Here is a 17,554-nt window from a genome sequence, read left to right on the forward strand (position 1 = left end):
GACGGAGCGTCAATTGGGAAGCGCGCGACGGCCCCCTCGGTCAGCCGGGGCCGGGCCTCGGCCGGTCCCGGGTCACTCCCCGCTCACTCCCCGATGAGGCCTACGCGCAGTTGCGCCAGCGTGCGGGTCAGCAGCCGGGAGACGTGCATCTGGGAGATGCCGACCTCCTCGCCGATCTGCGACTGCGTCATGTTCGCGAAGAACCGGAGCATGATGATCTGCCGTTCCCGGGGCGGGAGTTTGGCGAGCAGCGGCTTCAGTGACTCGCGGTACTCGACGCCTTCGAGCGCGGTGTCCTCGTAGCCGAGGCGGTCCGCGAGGGAGCCCTCGCCGCCCTCGTCCTCGGGCGAGGGCGAGTCGAGCGAGGAGGCGGTGTAGGCGTTGCCGACGGCGAGACCGTCGACCACGTCCTCCTCCGAGACCCCGAGCACGGCGGCGAGCTCCGGCACGGTCGGCGAGCGGTCCAGTTTCTGGGCGAGCTCGTCGCTGGCCTTCGTCAGCGCGAGGCGCAGTTCCTGGAGCCGGCGCGGTACGCGGACGGACCAGGAGGTGTCCCGAAAGAATCGTTTGATCTCGCCCACGACGGTCGGCATCGCGAACGTCGGGAACTCGACCCCGCGTTCGCAGTCGAACCGGTCGATCGCCTTGATCAGGCCGATCGTGCCGACCTGGACGATGTCCTCCATCGGCTCGTTGCGGCTCCGGAACCGGGCGGCGGCGTACCTGACCAAGGGCAGGTTCAGCTCGATCAGGGTGTCGCGTACGTACACCCGGTCGGGGCTGTCCGCGTCCAGGGCGGCAAGTCGCTGGAAGAGGGAGCGGGACAGGGTGCGGGTGTCGATGGCTTCCGAGCGGTCGGACACGGCCGGTGCCGGGCTCTTGACGAGCGTGAGCACCTTGGAGCTGCCCTGGTCTACGGACATGCCACCCCCTTGAGGTCGCGGACGGTCGCGTGCGGCGCGCCCGTCGGAGGAACGCAGCCTCCACCTGAATACCGGAGGCGGGGCTGCGGCAAACGCGGTTCCAGCAGAATGTCACATGTCGGCAACACGCTGTAGCGCCAAGTCGACATATATCTCCAGCGACAGAAGAGGTCAGAAGGGGATCAGCCCGTTCTGTCGGGAAACGTGTGGATGATCTCCACTCGTTACGGTTACGCCTCGATCCTGTTTGCGGATCTCAGTCGGGCGAAACTCCGGGCGAGGAGTCGGGAGACGTGCATCTGGGAGACGCCGAGCTCGGCGCTGATCTGGGACTGCGTCAGGTTGTTGTAGTACCGCAGGAGCAGGATCCGCTGTTCGCGCTCGGGCAGTTGTACGAGCAGGTGCCGGACGAGGTCGCGGTGCTCGACCCCGGCCAGCTCCGGGTCCTCGTAGCCGAGGCGGTCCAGCAGCCCGGGCATGCCGTCACCCTCCTGGGCGGCCTCCAGTGAGGTGGCGTGGTAGCTCCGCCCGGCCTCGATGCAGGAGAGCACCTCGTCCTCGGTGATGCGCAGGCGCTCGGCGATCTCGGAGGTGGCCGGGGTGCGGCCGTGGAGGGTGGTGAGGTCCTCGGTGGCGGCGTTGACCTGGACCCACAGCTCGTGGAGGCGGCGCGGTACGTGGACGGTGCGGACGTTGTCGCGGAAGTACCGCTTGATCTCGCCGACGACGGTCGGCATCGCGAAGGTGGGGAACTGCACGCCGCGGTCCGGGTCGAACCGGTCGATCGCGTTGATCAGCCCGATGGTGCCGACCTGGACCACGTCCTCCATCGGCTCGTTGCGGCTGCGGAAGCGGGCGGCCGCGTACCGGACGAGCGGGAGGTTGGCCTCGATGAGGGCTCCGCGCACCCGGGTGTGCTCGCTGGTGCCCGGATCCAGGCCCTTCAGCTGCCCGAAGAGCACCTGGGTCAGGGCCCGGGTGTCCGCGCCCCGGCTCGGGGGTCTGGAAGGCGCCGGGGGCTCCTCGGGCGGCTCCTGGCGGGGCTCTTGAGGGGGGTCCTCGTGGCTTTCCCGCTGGGGTTCCGGGTCGGACTCGTGCCGCGATTCCGGGAGGGCGTCGTGGCGCGGCTCCTGGCGTTCCTGCTGCGGCTCCTGACGGAGTTCCTGGCGGGGCTCCGGTGGGGGCGGTACTTGGGGGTCCTGCTGGGGTGGCACTTGAGGCGCAGTACTGGCCGGCACGGTCACGCCACCCCTTCAGTCAACTCATCGGTCAAAAGCGGTCATAGCATCACAAGAGATGTGCACTGTGTGCAAGCACCGTATATCGCCGTGTTGAGGGCAAATTGGGCATACCAGGGCAATGTTTCCAATGGGGGGTATGCAAAAGCCCCCCACCCGTCGGAGTGGGGGGCCGGAAGTCCGGGAACCGCTTCAGCGTACGGGTTCAGCGCACCAGTTCGGTCATGAACTCGCCGATACCGGACGCGGCATCCGATATCCCCTGGAAGCCTATTTCCACGAGCTCGGCGGCTCTCTTCGGCTGAGTGATGATCACAAAGAGGACGAACACGGTGAGGGCACCCGTGATGAGTTTCTTGGTGTCCACGAGCGGGCGGCCTCCCCAACCGGTCCTTGCAAGTCGGGTGAGTCTAACCGGTCGGGATCGGACACTCACCTGTCCTTTAAGGACCAATGACCCACCGATCCGGGCCCTTTGCCGCCGGGTCCGCGGTCGTGGAGGACGCAGGATGGAGGGGAGCCCACCGGCTCTGGCAGGAAACCGGTGGGTGAGGGACAGGACCTCACTGCGGGGTCCGCGCCGCGGGCTCCCCCTGCCTGTGGCGCGGACGAGCAGGTCCCGTCCTCATCGGGGGAAGTGGCTTCGTCCCCCCGACGCCACTTCCCCCGTCCCACGCCAAGGAGGCCCCGACCCCGGTCGGGGCCTCCTTCGCGTGCGCGTCCTCGGGGCCACTCGGCCTACTTCGGCCCCCTCGGCCTACTCGATGGCGCCGGCCAGGTCCGTGAGGGGCTGTACGGGGGCGATCACGGGCGCCAGTTGGTTGGGCAGGTCCATGAGCGCGTTGAGCTGGTTGGCGCCCTCGCTGAGCTTCGAGCCGATCTCCTGGACCGAGGCGGGCTGGGCCCCCGCCGGCATGCCCTGCGTCGGCACCGGCAGGTCCGGGAGGGTGAGCGGGGCGATCGGGGAGGCCGAGGCGGCGGGTGCGGCGAGGCCCGCGGCGGCCCCCGCGAGGGCGAAGGCGGCGAGCATGCGCTGGGTCTTGGTCATGCCGTGACAACGGCCGAGGGGGCGGGCGGTCACGCCCGCCGTACTCCGGACAGGGCGCGGCGCAACGCCCGCCCGGTGCGCGTACGAGCAGATCCCCAAGCGGCGAGACCGCATGCGACGCGACCCTCATACGGCGCGACCCGTCATACGACGAGAGCCCCACCCTCGCGGGTGGGGCTCTCGACCGGAGCGGTAGTGGAGGGATTTGAACCCCCGATGGGTTGCCCCATACTCGCTTTCGAGGCGAGCTCCTTCGGCCACTCGGACACACTACCGAGATGGATCCTAGCCTACGGAGCGGCATGCTCTGAAATCGGTGTCCGCCGCGCGTGCGGAATCCCCGTCCAGAGGCCACCGGAGGCTTGCGGGAGCTTCAGAGGTCGCGGAAGAAGTCGGTCAGCTGCCGGGCGCACTCCTCGGCGAGGACGCCGCGGATCACTTCGGGCCGGTGGTTGAGCCGGCGGTCCCGTACGAGGTCCCACAGCGACCCGGCCGCGCCCGCCTTCTCGTCGTCCGCGCCGTAGACGACCCGGGCGACGCGGGACTGCACGAGCGCGCCCGCGCACATCACGCACGGTTCAAGGGTCACCACGAGGGTGCACCCCGCGAGCCGCCATTCCCCGAGTGCGGCGGCGGCCCGGCGCAGCGCCACCACCTCGGCGTGCCCCGTCGGGTCGCCGGTCGCCTCGCGTTCGTTGTAGCCGGTGGCGAGGACGTTCCCGTCCGGGCCGAGCACCACGGCGCCGACCGGCACATCGCCGGCCGGCACCGCCCGGGCGGCCTCCTGGAGCGCCAGGCGCATGGAGTCCCGCCACGGGTCCCGTACGGGATCGGGACCGAGGGTGAGCGGGTCGTGCAAGGGGGTCACTAGCGAACGGCCTCCAGGACCTCGGTGGCGCCGAGGGACTCGGCGATCTCCGAGAGGGCGTCCCCGTCGAGGGCCATCAGTTGTTTGTGGGTCACCCCGAGGTCGTCCAGCAGGCGGGGGTCGCCGAGCGGACCGGCCGGCACCGGCTCCGCGCCGGTCCCGCCCACCGCGTCCTCGTCGGTGTCCTCGTCCGTGTAGACGGCGACGGCGTCCTCTTCGCCGTCCTCGGTGCCGTCCAGGTCCAGCTCGTCGAGTTCGTCCTCCTCCTCGTCGCTGCCCAGCAGCTCTTTGGTCAGCATCGAGCCGTAGGAGCTGCGGGCGGCCGCGGAGGCGTTCGATACGAAGTACCGCGGGTCCTCCTCGCCGTCCACGCGGACGACGCCGAACCAGGCGTCCTCCTGCTCGATGAGGGCGACCACCGTGTCGTCGTCGACAGCGGCGGAACGGGCGAGATCGATCAGATCACTGAGGGACTCGACGTCGTCGAGTTCCATGTCGCTCGCTTCCCACCCGTCTTCGGTGCGCGCGAGCAGTGCGGCGAAGTACACCGTGACTCTCCCACTGGTCTTAGGCGTGCCGGTTGGAGGTCCCCCCGGCCGGAGGTTGGGGTTCGGCGGCCGTGCTGCTCGCCGTCCTCACCCCGCCCAATCGGCATCGTGGCAGAAACGGCGGCTTTGCGAGAGGTCTTCGGCGCGGTGGCGTGCCGCTGCCTGCCGTGGCGGGGGCCGTACGGGGTGTGGGGGCGTGGGCGTGTCGGCGCCGACGGCGGTGGCGCCCCCGGAGGCCCGGCGGGGCATCAGGCGCTACCAGCGGCAGGTGCTACCAGCGGTAGGCGCAGCAGCGGCAGGCGCTGCGAGCGGCAGGTGCAACGAGCGGCAGGCGCTACCAGCGGAAGGTGCGCATGCGCATCTGCTGGCGCATGCGGGCCGCGCGGGCGCGGCGGGGCTGGACGCGGTCGCGGAGCTCGCGCGCCTCCATCAGGTCGCGCAGGAACTGGGCGCGGCGTGCTCGGCGCTGCGCCGGGGTCTCCGGCATGTCGTCGCTCGGCTCGGTGTCGGGCATCGGCCACCACCCTGGCTGGTCGGTCGTCCCCCCTCGCACCCACCTTCCCCCGGACAGCCCGTTTGATGCCACCCCTTCGCAGGTCAGACGTCGTCCGTGAGGGTCGGGACGACGGCGACCGGGCCGTGCGCGTGCTGGAGTACCGCGTTGGCGACCGAGCCGATCAGCAAGGACATGGCGGTGCGCCGCGGGTGGTGGCGGCCCACCACGACCAGCGCCGCCGACCGGGAGGCCGTGACCAGGCGGCCCGCCGGGTCGCCCGGTACGGCGGCCTGCTCGACCGGGACGTCCGGGTGGCGGGCGCGGAACGGCGCGAGCCGCTCCGTCTGGGACCGCAGCATCTCCCGTTCGGCCGGTACGCCGTCCCCGCCGTCCGCCAGGCCCTCCGGCGGGATCACCGCGAAGGGGCTGTCGATGACCATGGTCGGGGCGGGTGGGACGGAGTAGGCCGAGACCACCTGGACGGTGGTCCCCCGCACGGCCGCCTCGGTGAACGCGAAGGCCAGTACGTCGTCGGGGGTCTCGGCGGCGTGCAGCCCGAGCACCACCTTCCCCGCGGACTGCTCCGCGGCGGCGTCGGGCACCTTCCGCTCCGCGTGCGGGACCACCACCACCGGGCAGGGCGCCGTGGTCGCCACGGCCCGGCTGTTCGAGCCGAGCAGCAGGCTGGCGAGGTCCCCGCGCCCCCGGGAGCCCATCACCAGCATCAGGGCCTCCGCCCCGATCACGCGCAGGGCCTCGGGGACGGAGCCCTCCAGCGACTCGTACTGGACCCCCTCGGGCAGTTCGTCGCGCTCGCCGAGCAGGGCCCGGACCCGTTCGGCCACCGGATCGGCGAACTCCTCCGGCTCCGAGGCGTCGTGCAGGGCCGAGCGGCGTCCGGCGTACAACTGGGCGTGGTCGGGCAGGACATGGGCGATCATGAGCCCCGTACCGTGCCGGAGGGCGGCCGCCCTGGCCCACTCCAGGGCCTTGAGGCTGTGTTCGGATCCGTCGACGGCTGCGATCACCGGTGTGTTGCCCATGGGTCCAGCGTGCTGGGCGTCCGGGCGGGCCGCATCCGCAGGCCGCAGCGCGGTTGCGGGCACGCGCCGCGGCACGAGGCGCACCGGCGTGGCCGCCGCTTCGGACGCGAAGGGCCCCCGTCAGCGCGTAGCCTTTTGGGTGCAGGTCGCGTCGTGCGGCCGTTTTTGCAGGTCGCAGGCTGAGTTTTGGAGGATGTTGTGCGTTTGCAGGTCGTCGATCACCCCTTGGTGGCGCACAAACTCACCACCCTGCGCGACAAGCGCACCGACTCGGCCACCTTCCGGCGGCTGGCCGACGAGCTCGTGACCCTGCTGGCGTACGAGGCCACCCGCGACGTGCGCACCGAGCAGGCCGACATCGAGACGCCGGTCGCCCCGACCACCGGTGTGAAGCTCTCCCACCCGCGCCCGCTGGTCGTGCCGATCCTGCGCGCCGGTCTCGGCATGCTCGACGGCATGGTGCGGCTGCTGCCGACCGCCGAGGTGGGCTTCCTGGGCATGGTCCGCAACGAGGAGACCCTGGAGGCCTCCACGTACGCGACGCGCATGCCCGAGGACCTCTCCGGCCGGCAGGTCTACGTCGTCGACCCCATGCTCGCCACGGGCGGCACGCTCGTCGCGGCGATCCAGGAGCTGATCAAGCGCGGCGCCGACGACGTCACGGCCGTGGTGCTGCTGGCCGCGCCCGAGGGCGTCGAGATCATGGAGCGCGAGCTGGCGGGCACGCCGGTGACGGTGGTGACGGCCGCGGTGGACGAGCGGCTCAACGAGCACGGCTATATCGTGCCGGGCCTGGGCGACGCGGGCGACCGGATGTACGGGTCGGCCGAGTAGCGAGTAACGAGTAACGAGTAGACCGTCCGGCGCCCCGTGGGGCGCCGGTCCGGCGCTTCAGCAGTTCTTGGCGGGCGCGGGCACGGGGTGGGCCAGGACGGCCAGCGCCTTGTCCGCGTCCTCCTTCGTACTGAGCTCCTTGAAGGCGTCACCCAGGATCAGGTCGATGTCCGCGCCCTCGCGGGCGTCGGTCTGCTGGGTGGTGCCGCCGAGCTGGGTGCCCAGGACGGAGTACGCGGCCTTGTCGGTCGTGGGGGAGCCCAGCAGTATCCCGGTGCCGGGGACCTTCTTGTCGAAGTCGGCCGGGGCGTTGCCCACGTTGCCGATGACGAAGCCGCGCTTGGCCAGCTCGTCACCGACGGCCTTGGCCAGACCCGCGCGCGGCGTCGCGTTGTACACGTTGACCGTGATGGACGCGGGCTCGGGGAGCACGACGGCCGGTGCGGCCGGGGCCGAGGCGCCGGAGGCGGCCTCGGCGCCGCCCTTGGCGGCCGCCTTCGAAGACGAGGCCGGACAGTCCTTGGAACCCGCAGCCGTGTTCCGTTTGGGGCTGTCGCCCCGGAACACGTCGATGAGCTGCAGCGCCCCGTAGCCGACCAGGGCGAGCGCGAGGACCGAGCCGAGCACGGCGAGGACGATCCGACGACGGCTCCGCTTACGGCTCATGCGGGGGTAGGCCGCTCCCGTGACGCGGTACTTTCCGCCCATGCCGGGGGGAGTGAGCATGCTCATGGGCGCAGCGTAGTGCCGCCTCGTGGCGATGCCTACTAAATGATCTGCTGATAGGTCAATGGAGACCCGAAAGGCGCAATCCACGCGAAGCGGGCCAGCCCCTTGGCGAGGCGGGCCGGCCCGTAGGTGAAGCGGGTCAGTCCATTTCGAGGACGCGCGCGTGCAGCACCTGGCGCTGCTGGAGCGCGGCGCGCACGGCGCGGTGCAGACCGTCCTCCAGATAGAGGTCGCCCTGCCACTTCACGACATGGGCGAACAGGTCGCCGTAGAAGGTGGAGTCCTCGGCGAGCAGCGTTTCGAGGTCCAGCTGACCCTTGGTCGTCACGAGCTGGTCGAGCCGGACCGGGCGCGGGGCGACATCCGCCCACTGCCGGGTGGTTTCCCTGCCGTGGTCGGGGTACGGCCGTCCGCTTCCGATGCGCTTGAAGATCACACGGAAAGCCTACCGGGCCCGTGCCTGCGGGCGCAGCCTCGCAGCGGCGGTGCAAAAGTGGCGAACAGTGCTATTTGGGGAGTGATCCATGAGCGAGAGCAGCGCCCCCGCCACCCCGGCGGACCCGACAGGACCGGCCGGGAAGATCATCGCCGGGTACGCCTTCACGGGCCCCGCGCTCGACCTCGGGGCACTGCTCTGGGACGGGGCCTGCCTGCCCGATCACCAGATCCGCATCCCGCTGTCCATGCTCAACCGCCACGGGCTGGTCGCCGGCGCCACCGGTACCGGCAAGACCAAGACCCTCCAGCTCATCGCCGAGCAGCTGTCGGCAGCCGGCGTCCCGGTCTTCCTCGCGGACGTCAAGGGGGACGTCTCGGGGATCTCCGCGCCCGGCGCCGCCCACCCGAAGACCGCCGAACGGGCCCGGGAGGTCGCCCAGACGTGGGAGCCCACCGCATACCCCAGCGAGTTCTACGCGCTCGGCGGGATCGGCCCCGGCATCCCCGTCCGCTCCACGGTCACCAGCTTCGGCCCGGTGCTGATGTCGAAGGTGCTCCAGCTCAACCAGACCCAGGAGCAGTCCCTCGGCCTGATCTTCCACTACGCCGACACCAAGGGCCTGGAGCTGATCGACCTCAAGGACCTGCGCGCGGTCGTCGCCTTCCTCGTCTCCGACGAGGGGAAGGCCGAGCTCAAGGGCATCGGCGGACTGTCCACGGTGACGGCCGGGGTGATCCTGCGGGCGCTGACCACCTTCGAGCAGCAGGGCGCCGCGGAGTTCTTCGGCGAACCGGAGTTCGACACGGCCGAGTTCCTCCGTACGGCCGCCGACGGCCGCGGCACCGTCTCCGTACTGGAGCTCGCGGCGGTCCAGGACAAGCCGCAGCTCTTCTCCACCTTCCTGATGTGGCTGCTGGCCGACCTCTACCACGACCTGCCGGAGGTCGGCGACCTGGAACGGCCCAAGCTCGTCTTCTTCTTCGACGAGGCGCACCTGCTCTTCAACGGGGCCTCGAAGGCCTTCCTCGCGTCCCTCACCCAGACGGTGCGGCTCATCCGCTCCAAGGGCGTCGGCGTCTTCTTCGTGACGCAGACCCCGAAGGACGTACCGGCGGACGTGCTCGCCCAGCTCGGCAACCGCGTGCAGCACGCGCTGCGCGCCTTCACCCCCGACGACGCCAAGGCGCTGAAGGCGACCGTGAGGACCTTCCCGCACTCCGGTTACGACCTGGAGGAGCTGCTCACCGGCCTGGGGACCGGCGAGGCCGTCGTCACCGTGCTCAGCGAGAACGGCGCCCCGACCCCGGTCGCGGCGACCAGGCTGCGCGCCCCGCAGTCGCTGATGGGGCCGGTCGAGGCGGCGGCTCTGGACCGGGCGGTGACCTCCTCGCCGCTCTACGCCCGCTACGCCGAGCCGGTCGACCGGGAGTCTGCGTACGAGAAGATCACCGCCGAGCAGACCGCGGCCGAGGCGCGGGCGGAGGCCGCCGCGGCGGCCGCCGAGGCCGAGAAGCGGGCCGAGGCGCAGGCCAAGGAGGCGGAGCGGGAAGCGGCGAAGGAGGCGGCGAAGGCCGGGCGCGGCGCCCCGAAGCCGGATCCGTCGCTGGCCGAACAGGTGATCGGGAGCGGACTGTTCCGCTCGCTGGCCCGTTCGATCGGGACGCAGGTGGGCCGGGAGATCTCGCGCTCGATCTTCGGGACGGCGCGCAGGCGCCGCTGAGACCGCGGCCCAAAGACCAGGGCCGGAAGCCCCCGGCAGGAAGAACCCGGCCGGGGTGACGCGTTGAGGGCCCACGCTGACAGACTCGGTACATGCGGACCGAACTCACCGACACCACGTCCAGCAAAGTCAACCGAGCCCTGCTCGAAGCGCGCCGGGCCATCGGCAGTCCCACCATGGGTCTGGTGCTGACCCTCGTCGTGGTCACCGACGAGGAGAACGCCTACGACGCCGTACGCGCGGCCTCCGAGGCCTCGCGCGAGCACCCCTGCCGGATCATCGCGGTGATCAAGCGGACCTCGCGCGGCCAGCACAAGCTCCGCGCGAGCCGGGTGGACGCCGAGCTGCGGGTCGGCTCGGACGCCGGCACGGGGGAGATCGTGCTGCTGCGCCTGCACGGGGCGCTGACCGAGCAGGCCGGATCGGTCGTCCTGCCGCTGCTCGTGCCGGACGCGCCGGTGGTGGCGTGGTGGCCGGCCGACGCCCCTGCCGACCTGGCGCGGGACCCGCTGGGCGCGCTCGCCCAGCGCCGGATCACGGACGCGGCCGCGGCCTTCGACCCGGTCGGCGTGCTCGACGAGCGGGCCTCGGGGTACCAGCCCGGCGACACCGACCTGGCGTGGACGCGGCTGACGCCGTGGCGGGCCCTTCTGGCCGCCGCCCTGGACCAGAAGCCGCTGCCGGTGACCGGCGCGGCGGTGGAGAGCGAGCCCGAGAACGCGAGCGCCGAGCTGCTGGCGCGCTGGCTGGAGGACCGGCTGGGGGTCCCGGTGGACCGCGTGGCGACCGAGGGGCCGGTGATCACCGGGGTCAGCCTGCGGACCACGGCCGGGGAGATCCGGGTGGACCGGCCCGCGGGCGTGCTGGCGACCCTGTCCCTGCCGGGGAGCCCCGACCGCAAGGTGGCCCTGAAGATCCGCAGCGGCGCCGAACTGATCGCGGAGGAACTGCGCCGCCTGGACGCGGACGTGGTCTACGGCTCGGCGCTGCGGCGACGGCCGCTCCAGGCCCCGCTCTCGGCGTAGTGGTTGTCGTAGGCCGATGAACTGTCCTTGATGTCCTGGACGGTGGCCTCGCCGGCGTGGACCCGGCCCAGCAGCCGGTAGTAGTCGAAGCGGCCCATGCCGGGCGTGAAGCCGACGAAGACACGGGCGGTGTGGCCGGGGGCGGGGGCGAAGGCGTGCTTGACGCCCGGCGGGATCGCGAGGAAGTCACCGGCGGCGAGGGTCTGGATCTCCTCCCCGACGAGGACGTCGAGCCGTCCCTCGGTGACGTGGAAGAACTCGGTGGCCTTGGTGTGGAAGTGCACCGGGGCGCCGTGCGCGCCCTCGTCGAAGGTGGCGGTGTTGCAGGTGAGCTCGGCGGTGTCCGTGAGCAGCGTGATGAGGCTGCCGGGGGCGTCGTGGATGGCTTCGGCGGTGGCCGCGCGCGTCGCGGTCGCGATCTCTGTCATGTCCACCAATCTATGGACGCGAGAGACCGGCCACAGGGGTCAATCGGACCTCTCTGCGACCGGTCAATCGGTGGGCTCAGGAGTCCCCGGCGGGCTTCGCCGCCTTGGCCGCCTTGGCCGCGGCCTTCATCTCCTGTTTGTGCGCCCGCACCTTGGCCAGGGACTCCGGGCCCGTGATGTCGGCGGCCGACCGGTAGACGTTCGCCTCGCCGTACCCGCCCGCCGCCTCCCGCCAGCCCGCGGGCCGCACGCCGAACCGCTTGCCCAGCAGCGCCAGGAAGATCTTCGCCTTCTGCTCCCCGAAGCCGGGCAGCGCCTTGAGGCGCTTGAGCAGCTCCTCCCCGCTCGCGGCATCGGCCCAGACGGTCTCGGCGTCCCCGCCGTAGTGCTCCACCAGGTACGCGCACAGCTGCTGGATCCGCGTCGCCATCGACCCCGGGTAGCGGTGCACGGCGGGCTTCTCGGAGAGCATCGCGGCGAAGGCCTCCGGGTCGTACGCGGCGATGGCGTGCGCGTCCAGATCGTCGGCGCCCATCCGCTGGGCGATCGTCCAGGGCCCCGAGAAGGCCCACTCCATCGGCACCTGCTGGTCCAGCAGCATCCCGACGAGCGCGGCGAGCGGGCTCCGGCCGAGCAGCGCGTCGGCCTGCGGCTGCTGGGCCAGCCGGATGGTGATGTCCTTGTCCATGGGACCAGCGTCCCGCGCGGGTGCGCTCCCCGCGCGGGCGGCACACCGCGCGCCTAGCGTGACTACGACGGCGGGAACCGCTACGAGCCGAGGAGTCGATCGATCATGACGGAGTTCACCGAAGGCGCGCCGTGCTGGGTGGACGCGATGTTCACGGACGTGGAGGGCGCCAAGGCCTTCTACGGCGACGTGCTGGGCTGGACCTTCGGCGAGGCCAGCACCGAGTACGGGAACTACACGCAGGCCTACTCCGACGGCAAGGCCGTCGCGGCCGTCGTCCCTCCGATGCCGGGGGCGGACGCGCCGTCGCAGTGGTGTCTGTACTTCGCCTCGCCGGACGCGGCGGCCACGGCCGAGAAGGTCACGTCGGCCGGCGGCGAGGTGCTGATGGGCCCGATGCAGGTGGGCGCCTTCGGCACGATGCTGATCGCGAAGGAACCGAGCGGCGCGGTCTTCGGCGTCTGGCAGCCGGGCGAGCACAAGGGCTTCGAGAAGATGGGCGAGGCGGGCTCGTACGCCTGGGCGGAGGTCTTCACCCGGGAGCCGGACAAGGCGGACGACTTCCTGGCGAAGGTGTTCCCGTACGCCGCCCAGCAGATGGACCCGGGCGACGACCCCGAGACGGCCGGCATGGACTTCAAGGTCTTCAGCCTCGGCGGCGCCGGGAACGTGGTGCTGGGCCGGATGAAGATGGGCGAGGAGTTCCCGCCGCAGATCCCCTCGTACATCCAGATCTACTTCGGCGTCCCGAACTGCGACGAGGCGGTCGAGAAGACCAAGAAGCACGGCGGGAAGCTGCACTTCGGACCGATGGACAGCCCGTTCGGCCGCTTCGCGGCGGTGACGGACCCGCAGGGCGCGGCCTTCGCGGTGATCGACATGTCGACGACGGTCGGTGAGATGCCGAGCTTCGGCTGAGCCGTCCCGGACGCACGGGTCCGTGCCCCTGCCGGTGGTTCACGGCAGGGGCACGGGGCTGGGGGGGGGGGGGGGCGGCGACCGCCACGGTGGAGGGATACCGGCCGCCCGTCCCGGCCTGCCAGACCCCGGCGGGGGAATCACCCGTATGCCGCAGGCCGTTCACCGCAGAAACGATCACGAGCGGGGGTGGGCCGCCGGATCCCCGGGGCCCGCGATCGGGCAGACTGCCCCGCTGGCAGGGGAGTTCTATCGGCGGGGGCGGATGTCATGAGGCGCTGGACGGTCGGGGTGGCCGCGGGATGGGGTCTGGCGATGCTGGCGGTGAGCTCGTGCACGACGCCGCCCGCCCCACCGCTGTCGCCGGCGGCCGCGCCGTCCCCGGCGAAGCCCTGGACGCCCCGGCCCCCGGCGTCGTCGCCCCCGCCCGCGCCCTCGTCCTCCCCTTCCCCCTCCCCCTCGCCGTCGGCTGAGCCGCCGTCGACCTCGGGTCCGGCCACGTCGGTCGGGGACGGCAAGGTCACGGCCGCCGACGGACCGTTGCTGGCCGCGGTCCGGCGCGTTCCGGATCTCCAGGTCCCGGATGACGATTCGGTCATCGTGATCCACCGCGAGGGGCCGGACGCGGGCGAGCTCGCCTGGATGCCGGACGACCGGCACTACTGCCTCGCCGAGATCCGGTACGAGGGCGTGACCACCTCGTGCAACCCGCTGCCCGCCTCCTGGGCGCGGATCGGGATCCGGCTGGTGACCAAGGGCCGGCCGTACCCCGACCAGCCCGGCAGGTCGGACACCCGCACGGTCTTCTTCGCCGTCGTGGACGGCGGCCACGGCCCCTACCACTACACCGCGACCGGCGAGCCGGGACCCGGCATGGGTCCGATCCGCGACGCCACGGCCGTCTTCGCCTCCGGCCGGACGCTGAGCCTGCTGACGTACGAGCGCCCCACCGTGGGTCTTTCGCCGAGCGACCGTGAGATCTGCAGCGCGGACAACGCCATCTGCTTCCCGGCCCTCGACGTCTACGTCAGCCAGGACCGGACCACCCCACCGAACGCTCCGGCGAGGTAGCTCACGGCTACTTACGCCCCTGGGGGCCGTACCACTGGAGGGGTTGGCCGGTGACCGCCGCGATGCACTCGAAGTCGTGGTCGCAGTGCAGAAGGGTGAGTCCCTGCAACTCGGCGGTCGCGGCGACGACGAGGTCCACCGCACCGGCGCTGCGGTGCCTGCCCTGTTGGGTGAGGGCCTCCTGGACCTGCCAGGCCCGGTCGTAGGCGCGGTCGTCGACCGGAACCCAGCCGAAGATCAGGCGGACGTCGTCGATGCCGCGTGCCCGGTCGGCGGCCGACCGCGCGCTGTAGAAGAATTCCAGCTCCGTGATGGGGCACGTGGCGATGAGACCGGCGGCTGCCGCCTGGTCCCAGCCGTACTGCTCCGCATCGCCCCGCATGAACCGGGCGAGGGCGCTGGTGTCGATCAGGTAGAGAGCGGCGTTCACCGTCGGTAGTTCCGCTTGTCCTCGAAGAGGGTCAGATCGAATGCGCCGTCAGCGGCGGCTGCGCGCAGGCGGGTCAGAGCCAGCGCGCGCCGCCTGTTCTCCAGTACCTCGCGCAAGGCCGTGTTGACCGTCTCCTTCTTGGTGCTGGTCCCCAGGGCCTTGGCCACGTCTGCCAACAGCTCGTCATCGAGGTCGATCACGGTCCGACTCACGGTGCACCTCCCGTATATCAAATATGGAGACAAGTATATCTCCTGTGGTGCCCGGGGGCTGGTGGCGACGACCCTGGGGGCGTCGCCGAGTCCACCACCCAGCCGAAGCCCGAGGCCGGCGGGGACCGGGGAACGCAGAAGGCCCCGGCCGGTTTCCCGGTCGGGGCCTTCAAGTGCCCGGTGAGGCACTGGCGGAGGATACGAGATTCGAACTCGTGAGGGGTTGCCCCCAACACGCTTTCCAAGCGTGCGCCCTAGGCCACTAGGCGAATCCTCCGCCGCAAACAATACAAGACGTTGAGGGGTGCTCGCGAACGTGATCGTCGGCGGGAGACCCGGTGGGGGTCCGGCTCGATTCCGGGGGCCTTCATCCGCTAGGGTGGGGCCAGCCCCTCACGTGGCGCTATCTCACCCAACTCCCCCAGGGCCGGAAGGCAGCAAGGGTAAGTGGGCTCTGGCGGGTGCGTGGGGGGCGCTTTGCGTTCCCGGGGGCCTTCGTGGCCTCGGCGGGCCGCCGTTGTCGGCGGGCCCGGATAACCTCGTAGACGTGTCGTCCCTTGCGCTGTACCGCCGCTATCGTCCCGAGTCGTTCGCCGAGGTCATCGGGCAGGAGCATGTCACTGCCCCGCTGATGCAGGCCCTGCGGAACAACCGGGTCAATCACGCGTACCTGTTCAGCGGGCCGCGAGGGTGTGGGAAGACCACCAGCGCGCGCATCCTCGCCCGGTGTCTGAACTGTGAGCAGGGTCCCACCCCCACTCCCTGCGGGGAGTGCCAGTCCTGCCGTGACCTGGCCAGGAACGGACCGGGGTCCATCGACGTCATCGAGATCGACGCCGCCTCGCACGGTGGTGTGGACGACGCCCGTGACCTGCGCGAGAAGGCGTTCTTCGGGCCGGCGTCCAGCCGCTACAAGATCTACATCATCGACGAGGCCCACATGGTCACCTCGGCGGGCTTCAACGCCCTGCTGAAGGTCGTCGAGGAGCCGCCGGAGCACCTCAAGTTCATCTTCGCCACCACCGAGCCGGAGAAGGTGATCGGGACCATCCGGTCCAGGACGCACCACTACCCCTTCCGCCTCGTGCCGCCCGGCACCCTGCGGGAGTACCTGGGCGAGGTCTGCGGGCGGGAGGGCGCCACCGTCGAGGACGGCGTGCTGCCGCTCGTCGTGCGCGCCGGCGCAGGCTCCGTGCGTGACTCGATGTCCGTCATGGACCAGCTGCTCGCGGGCGCCGGTGAAGGCGGTGTGACGTATGCCATGGCGACCTCGCTGCTGGGCTACACCGAGGGCTCCCTGCTCGACGCCGTCATCGACGCCTTCGCCGCCGGGGACGGGGCGGCGGCCTTCGAGGTCGTCGACCGCGTCGTCGAGGGCGGGAACGACCCGCGCCGCTTCGTCGCCGACCTGCTGGAGCGGCTGCGCGACCTGGTCATCCTGGCCGCCGTGCCCGACGCCGGGGAGAAGGGGCTGATCGACGCCCCCGCCGACGTCGTCGAGCGGATGCAGGCCCAGGCGTCCGTGTTCGGGGCCGCGGAGCTCTCGCGGGCCGCCGATCTCGTCAACACCGGGCTCACCGAGATGCGGGGCGCGACCTCGCCCCGCCTCCAGCTGGAGCTGATCTGCGCGCGCGTGCTGCTGCCCGCCGCCTTCGACGACGAGCGGTCCTTCCAGGCCCGGCTCGACCGGCTGGAGCGCAGCGGGGCCGCCGCCTTCGCCGCGGCGCCGCAGCTCGCCGCGCCGCCGGCCGCATCGCCCGCCATGGGCTACGTGCCCGGTCCCGAGGCGCACGCCATGGCGCCGGCCGGGCCCGGCGGGGGCGTCGTCGCCGCGCGTGCCGCCGTACGGGCCCCCGAGCCGGTGGCGGCTCCCGAGCCGGTACGGACGCCCGAGCCGGCCCCCGCGCCGGTACGGGCCCCCGAGCCCGCGGCCGAGCCCGCGCAGCCCGCCCCCGCGCCGGCCGCCACCGGACCCGCGCCGGGCGCCTGGCCCGGAGCGGCGCAGCCGGGGAGCGGTGCGCCTGGCGCCTGGCCCGGAGCCGCGGCCCCGGCCGGCGCGGCCGCCGCCCCTGCCTCGGCCCCCGCCGCCCCCGCGTCGGCCGCCGGTGCCTGGCCCAGCGCGGCCGCGCCCGGTCAGGGCGCCCCCGCGGGCCCGCCCGCGCCGGCCCCCGTACCCGGCCCCGCAGCCGCCGCTGCCCCCGCGAGCGCCGCCCCCTCCCCCGGCATGGCGGCGGGCGCCGGGCAGGTGCAGGCGATGTGGCCCTCCGTGCTGGAGGCCGTGAAGAACCGCCGGCGCTTCACCTGGATCCTTCTCAGCCAGAACGCTCAGGTCACCGGCTTCGACGGCACCACCCTCCAGCTGGGCTTCCCCAATGCCGGAGCCCGCGACAACTTCGCCAGCAGCGGCAGTGAGGACGTCCTCAAGGCGGTCCTGGCCGAGCAGTTCCAGGTCAACTGGAAGATCGACGCCGTGGTCGCCGGGGGCGGCCCGGTCCCGGTGACCCAGGCCTCCGCGTACGGCGGGCCGCCCGCCTCCGGCTACAACCCGCCGCCCGCCGCTGCGTCGGCGCAGGGCGCCGCCCCGCAGCAGCACCAGCCGTCGCCGTACCAGCAGGCACAGCAGCCGCAGCAGCATCAGCAGTCGCAGACGCCGCAGCAGGGCCAGCGGCCGCAGCAGCCCCATCAGTCCCAGCAGCCCCACCAGTCGGGTCCCGCCTCGCAGTCCCCGGCGCAGCAGGCGCCCCCGCCGGTCGCCCCCGAGGACGACTTCGCGGAGGAGGACGATCCCGACCTCGTCGAGAGCGCGCTGACGGGTCACGACCTGATCGTGCGCGAGCTCGGAGCCACGGTGGTAGAGGAATATACGAACGAGTAAGGCCGTCTCATTGGGTGGCCG

The 17,554-nt window shown here is 71.9% G+C and carries 21 protein-coding genes, 2 tRNA genes and 1 other RNA gene; 8 read left to right on the forward strand and 16 right to left on the reverse strand.

All coding sequences use genetic code 11. From position 1 onward, the window contains the following. Positions 1-83: 83 nt before the first annotated feature. The 9 genes from ACF059_RS21290 to ACF059_RS21330 form a co-directional block, all read right to left on the reverse strand. Positions 84-923 carry an RNA polymerase sigma factor SigF gene (locus ACF059_RS21290; RefSeq protein WP_150518939.1) on the reverse strand — a complete coding sequence of 280 codons (840 nt, stop codon included), beginning with the start codon at positions 921-923 and terminating at the stop codon, positions 84-86. A 230-nt stretch (positions 924-1,153) separates the two neighbouring features. Continuing rightward, entirely contained in the window at positions 1,154-2,137 is a 984-nt protein-coding gene (locus ACF059_RS21295) for an RNA polymerase sigma factor SigF (protein WP_392059376.1), read from the reverse strand. A gap of 229 nt (positions 2,138-2,366) precedes the next feature. Next, positions 2,367-2,528 (reverse strand): hypothetical protein, encoded by a 162-nt coding sequence (locus ACF059_RS21300; protein WP_360898899.1) that lies wholly within the window; start codon positions 2,526-2,528, stop codon positions 2,367-2,369. Between the two features lie 390 nt (positions 2,529-2,918). Further along, positions 2,919-3,209 (reverse strand): hypothetical protein, encoded by a 291-nt coding sequence (locus ACF059_RS21305; protein ID WP_392059379.1) that lies wholly within the window; start codon positions 3,207-3,209, stop codon positions 2,919-2,921. Positions 3,210-3,399: 190 nt separating this feature from the next. Further along, positions 3,400-3,484 (reverse strand) — tRNA-Ser (locus tag ACF059_RS21310). Between the two features lie 98 nt (positions 3,485-3,582). Then, the gene (gene tadA / locus ACF059_RS21315; protein ID WP_361940049.1) at positions 3,583-4,011 is read right to left on the reverse strand and encodes a tRNA adenosine(34) deaminase TadA; all 429 of its coding nucleotides are present in this window, start codon (positions 4,009-4,011) and stop codon (positions 3,583-3,585) included. A gap of 65 nt (positions 4,012-4,076) precedes the next feature. Continuing rightward, on the reverse strand, positions 4,077-4,625 hold the full coding sequence (locus ACF059_RS21320) for a hypothetical protein (protein ID WP_392059382.1): 549 nt from the start codon (positions 4,623-4,625) through the stop codon (positions 4,077-4,079). A gap of 334 nt (positions 4,626-4,959) precedes the next feature. Next, a complete protein-coding gene (locus tag ACF059_RS21325) occupies positions 4,960-5,139 on the reverse strand; it encodes a hypothetical protein (RefSeq protein ID WP_361939799.1) in 180 nt (59 codons plus the stop codon). 83 nt (positions 5,140-5,222) lie between these two features. After that, the gene (locus ACF059_RS21330) at positions 5,223-6,164 is read right to left on the reverse strand and encodes a universal stress protein (RefSeq protein ID WP_392059385.1); all 942 of its coding nucleotides are present in this window, start codon (positions 6,162-6,164) and stop codon (positions 5,223-5,225) included. Positions 6,165-6,362: 198 nt separating this feature from the next. Between ACF059_RS21330 and upp the strand changes: the two genes are divergently transcribed. Beyond that, complete coding sequence (upp, locus tag ACF059_RS21335) at positions 6,363-6,998, forward strand: uracil phosphoribosyltransferase (RefSeq protein ID WP_030010426.1); 636 nt, start codon at positions 6,363-6,365, stop codon at positions 6,996-6,998. 57 nt (positions 6,999-7,055) lie between these two features. Here upp and ACF059_RS21340 read toward each other — a convergent pair whose 3' ends face one another. Next, positions 7,056-7,730, reverse strand: a complete 675-nt coding sequence (locus ACF059_RS21340) for a LytR C-terminal domain-containing protein (protein WP_392059389.1) — start codon at positions 7,728-7,730, stop codon at positions 7,056-7,058. 136 nt (positions 7,731-7,866) lie between these two features. Beyond that, positions 7,867-8,163, reverse strand: coding sequence for a type II toxin-antitoxin system VapB family antitoxin (locus ACF059_RS21345; protein ID WP_008740979.1), 297 nt, complete (start codon positions 8,161-8,163; stop codon positions 7,867-7,869). A gap of 88 nt (positions 8,164-8,251) precedes the next feature. On the opposite strand from ACF059_RS21345, the gene ACF059_RS21350 reads away from it, so the two are divergent. Together ACF059_RS21350 and opcA are read left to right on the forward strand one after the other, a co-directional pair. Next, positions 8,252-9,886: a helicase HerA-like domain-containing protein gene (locus ACF059_RS21350; RefSeq protein ID WP_392059393.1), complete on the forward strand. Its 1,635-nt coding sequence runs from the start codon at positions 8,252-8,254 to the stop codon at positions 9,884-9,886. Between the two features lie 92 nt (positions 9,887-9,978). After that, positions 9,979-10,911 (forward strand): glucose-6-phosphate dehydrogenase assembly protein OpcA, encoded by a 933-nt coding sequence (gene opcA / locus ACF059_RS21355; RefSeq protein ID WP_392059396.1) that lies wholly within the window; start codon positions 9,979-9,981, stop codon positions 10,909-10,911. Here opcA and ACF059_RS21360 read toward each other — a convergent pair. Further along, positions 10,860-11,339, reverse strand: coding sequence for a cupin domain-containing protein (locus ACF059_RS21360; protein ID WP_392059398.1), 480 nt, complete (start codon positions 11,337-11,339; stop codon positions 10,860-10,862). The two genes, opcA and ACF059_RS21360, sit on opposite strands and share 52 nt — an antisense overlap. Before the next feature lie 76 nt (positions 11,340-11,415). Continuing rightward, positions 11,416-12,027, reverse strand: a complete 612-nt coding sequence (locus ACF059_RS21365) for an HhH-GPD-type base excision DNA repair protein (protein ID WP_392059401.1) — start codon at positions 12,025-12,027, stop codon at positions 11,416-11,418. 105 nt (positions 12,028-12,132) lie between these two features. On the opposite strand from ACF059_RS21365, the gene ACF059_RS21370 reads away from it, so the two are divergent. The 3 genes from ACF059_RS21370 (at position 12,133) to ACF059_RS21380 (ending at position 14,016) form a co-directional block, all read left to right on the forward strand. Continuing rightward, positions 12,133-12,945, forward strand: a complete 813-nt coding sequence (locus tag ACF059_RS21370; protein WP_392059404.1) for a VOC family protein — start codon at positions 12,133-12,135, stop codon at positions 12,943-12,945. Between the two features lie 302 nt (positions 12,946-13,247). Next, a complete protein-coding gene (locus ACF059_RS21375) occupies positions 13,248-13,418 on the forward strand; it encodes a hypothetical protein (protein WP_392059407.1) in 171 nt (56 codons plus the stop codon). A 127-nt stretch (positions 13,419-13,545) separates the two neighbouring features. Further along, positions 13,546-14,016, forward strand: coding sequence for a hypothetical protein (locus ACF059_RS21380; RefSeq protein ID WP_392059411.1), 471 nt, complete (start codon positions 13,546-13,548; stop codon positions 14,014-14,016). 7 nt (positions 14,017-14,023) lie between these two features. On the opposite strand, the gene ACF059_RS21385 is transcribed toward ACF059_RS21380, so the two are convergent. The 3 genes from ACF059_RS21385 to ACF059_RS21395 form a co-directional block, all read right to left on the reverse strand. Further along, entirely contained in the window at positions 14,024-14,446 is a 423-nt protein-coding gene (locus ACF059_RS21385; RefSeq protein ID WP_392059414.1) for a PIN domain nuclease, read from the reverse strand. Continuing rightward, positions 14,443-14,658: a type II toxin-antitoxin system VapB family antitoxin gene (locus ACF059_RS21390; RefSeq protein WP_392059417.1), complete on the reverse strand. Its 216-nt coding sequence runs from the start codon at positions 14,656-14,658 to the stop codon at positions 14,443-14,445. The genes ACF059_RS21385 and ACF059_RS21390 overlap by 4 nt, the downstream gene beginning before the upstream one ends. A gap of 189 nt (positions 14,659-14,847) precedes the next feature. Continuing rightward, positions 14,848-14,935, reverse strand: a tRNA-Ser gene (locus ACF059_RS21395). 107 nt (positions 14,936-15,042) lie between these two features. On the opposite strand from ACF059_RS21395, the gene ffs reads away from it, so the two are divergent. Beyond that, an RNA gene (gene ffs, locus ACF059_RS21400) (signal recognition particle sRNA small type) lies at positions 15,043-15,141 on the forward strand. Between the two features lie 64 nt (positions 15,142-15,205). After that, positions 15,206-17,533 carry a DNA polymerase III subunit gamma and tau gene (locus tag ACF059_RS21405; protein ID WP_392059420.1) on the forward strand — a complete coding sequence of 776 codons (2,328 nt, stop codon included), beginning with the start codon at positions 15,206-15,208 and terminating at the stop codon, positions 17,531-17,533. Positions 17,534-17,554 lie beyond the last annotated feature (21 nt).

Source organism: Streptomyces sp. NPDC016562, assembly GCF_043076955.1.
Taxonomy (GTDB): Bacteria; Actinomycetota; Actinomycetes; order Streptomycetales; family Streptomycetaceae; genus Streptomyces.

Coding starts and splice junctions, on each gene's coding strand:
- ACF059_RS21340 (WP_392059389.1), bottom strand. CDS start 7,730: ATGAGCATGCTCACTCCCCCCGGCATGGGCGGAAAGTACCGCGTCACG.
- opcA (WP_392059396.1), top strand. CDS start 9,979: ATGCGGACCGAACTCACCGACACCACGTCCAGCAAAGTCAACCGAGCC.
- ACF059_RS21350 (WP_392059393.1), top strand. CDS start 8,252: ATGAGCGAGAGCAGCGCCCCCGCCACCCCGGCGGACCCGACAGGACCG.
- ACF059_RS21375 (WP_392059407.1), top strand. CDS start 13,248: ATGGGGTCTGGCGATGCTGGCGGTGAGCTCGTGCACGACGCCGCCCGC.
- ACF059_RS21360 (WP_392059398.1), bottom strand. CDS start 11,339: ATGACAGAGATCGCGACCGCGACGCGCGCGGCCACCGCCGAAGCCATC.
- ACF059_RS21330 (WP_392059385.1), bottom strand. CDS start 6,164: ATGGGCAACACACCGGTGATCGCAGCCGTCGACGGATCCGAACACAGC.
- ACF059_RS21305 (WP_392059379.1), bottom strand. CDS start 3,209: ATGACCAAGACCCAGCGCATGCTCGCCGCCTTCGCCCTCGCGGGGGCC.
- ACF059_RS21370 (WP_392059404.1), top strand. CDS start 12,133: ATGACGGAGTTCACCGAAGGCGCGCCGTGCTGGGTGGACGCGATGTTC.
- ACF059_RS21290 (WP_150518939.1), bottom strand. CDS start 923: ATGTCCGTAGACCAGGGCAGCTCCAAGGTGCTCACGCTCGTCAAGAGC.
- ACF059_RS21325 (WP_361939799.1), bottom strand. CDS start 5,139: ATGCCCGACACCGAGCCGAGCGACGACATGCCGGAGACCCCGGCGCAG.
- ACF059_RS21365 (WP_392059401.1), bottom strand. CDS start 12,027: ATGGACAAGGACATCACCATCCGGCTGGCCCAGCAGCCGCAGGCCGAC.
- tadA (WP_361940049.1), bottom strand. CDS start 4,011: ATGCGCCTGGCGCTCCAGGAGGCCGCCCGGGCGGTGCCGGCCGGCGAT.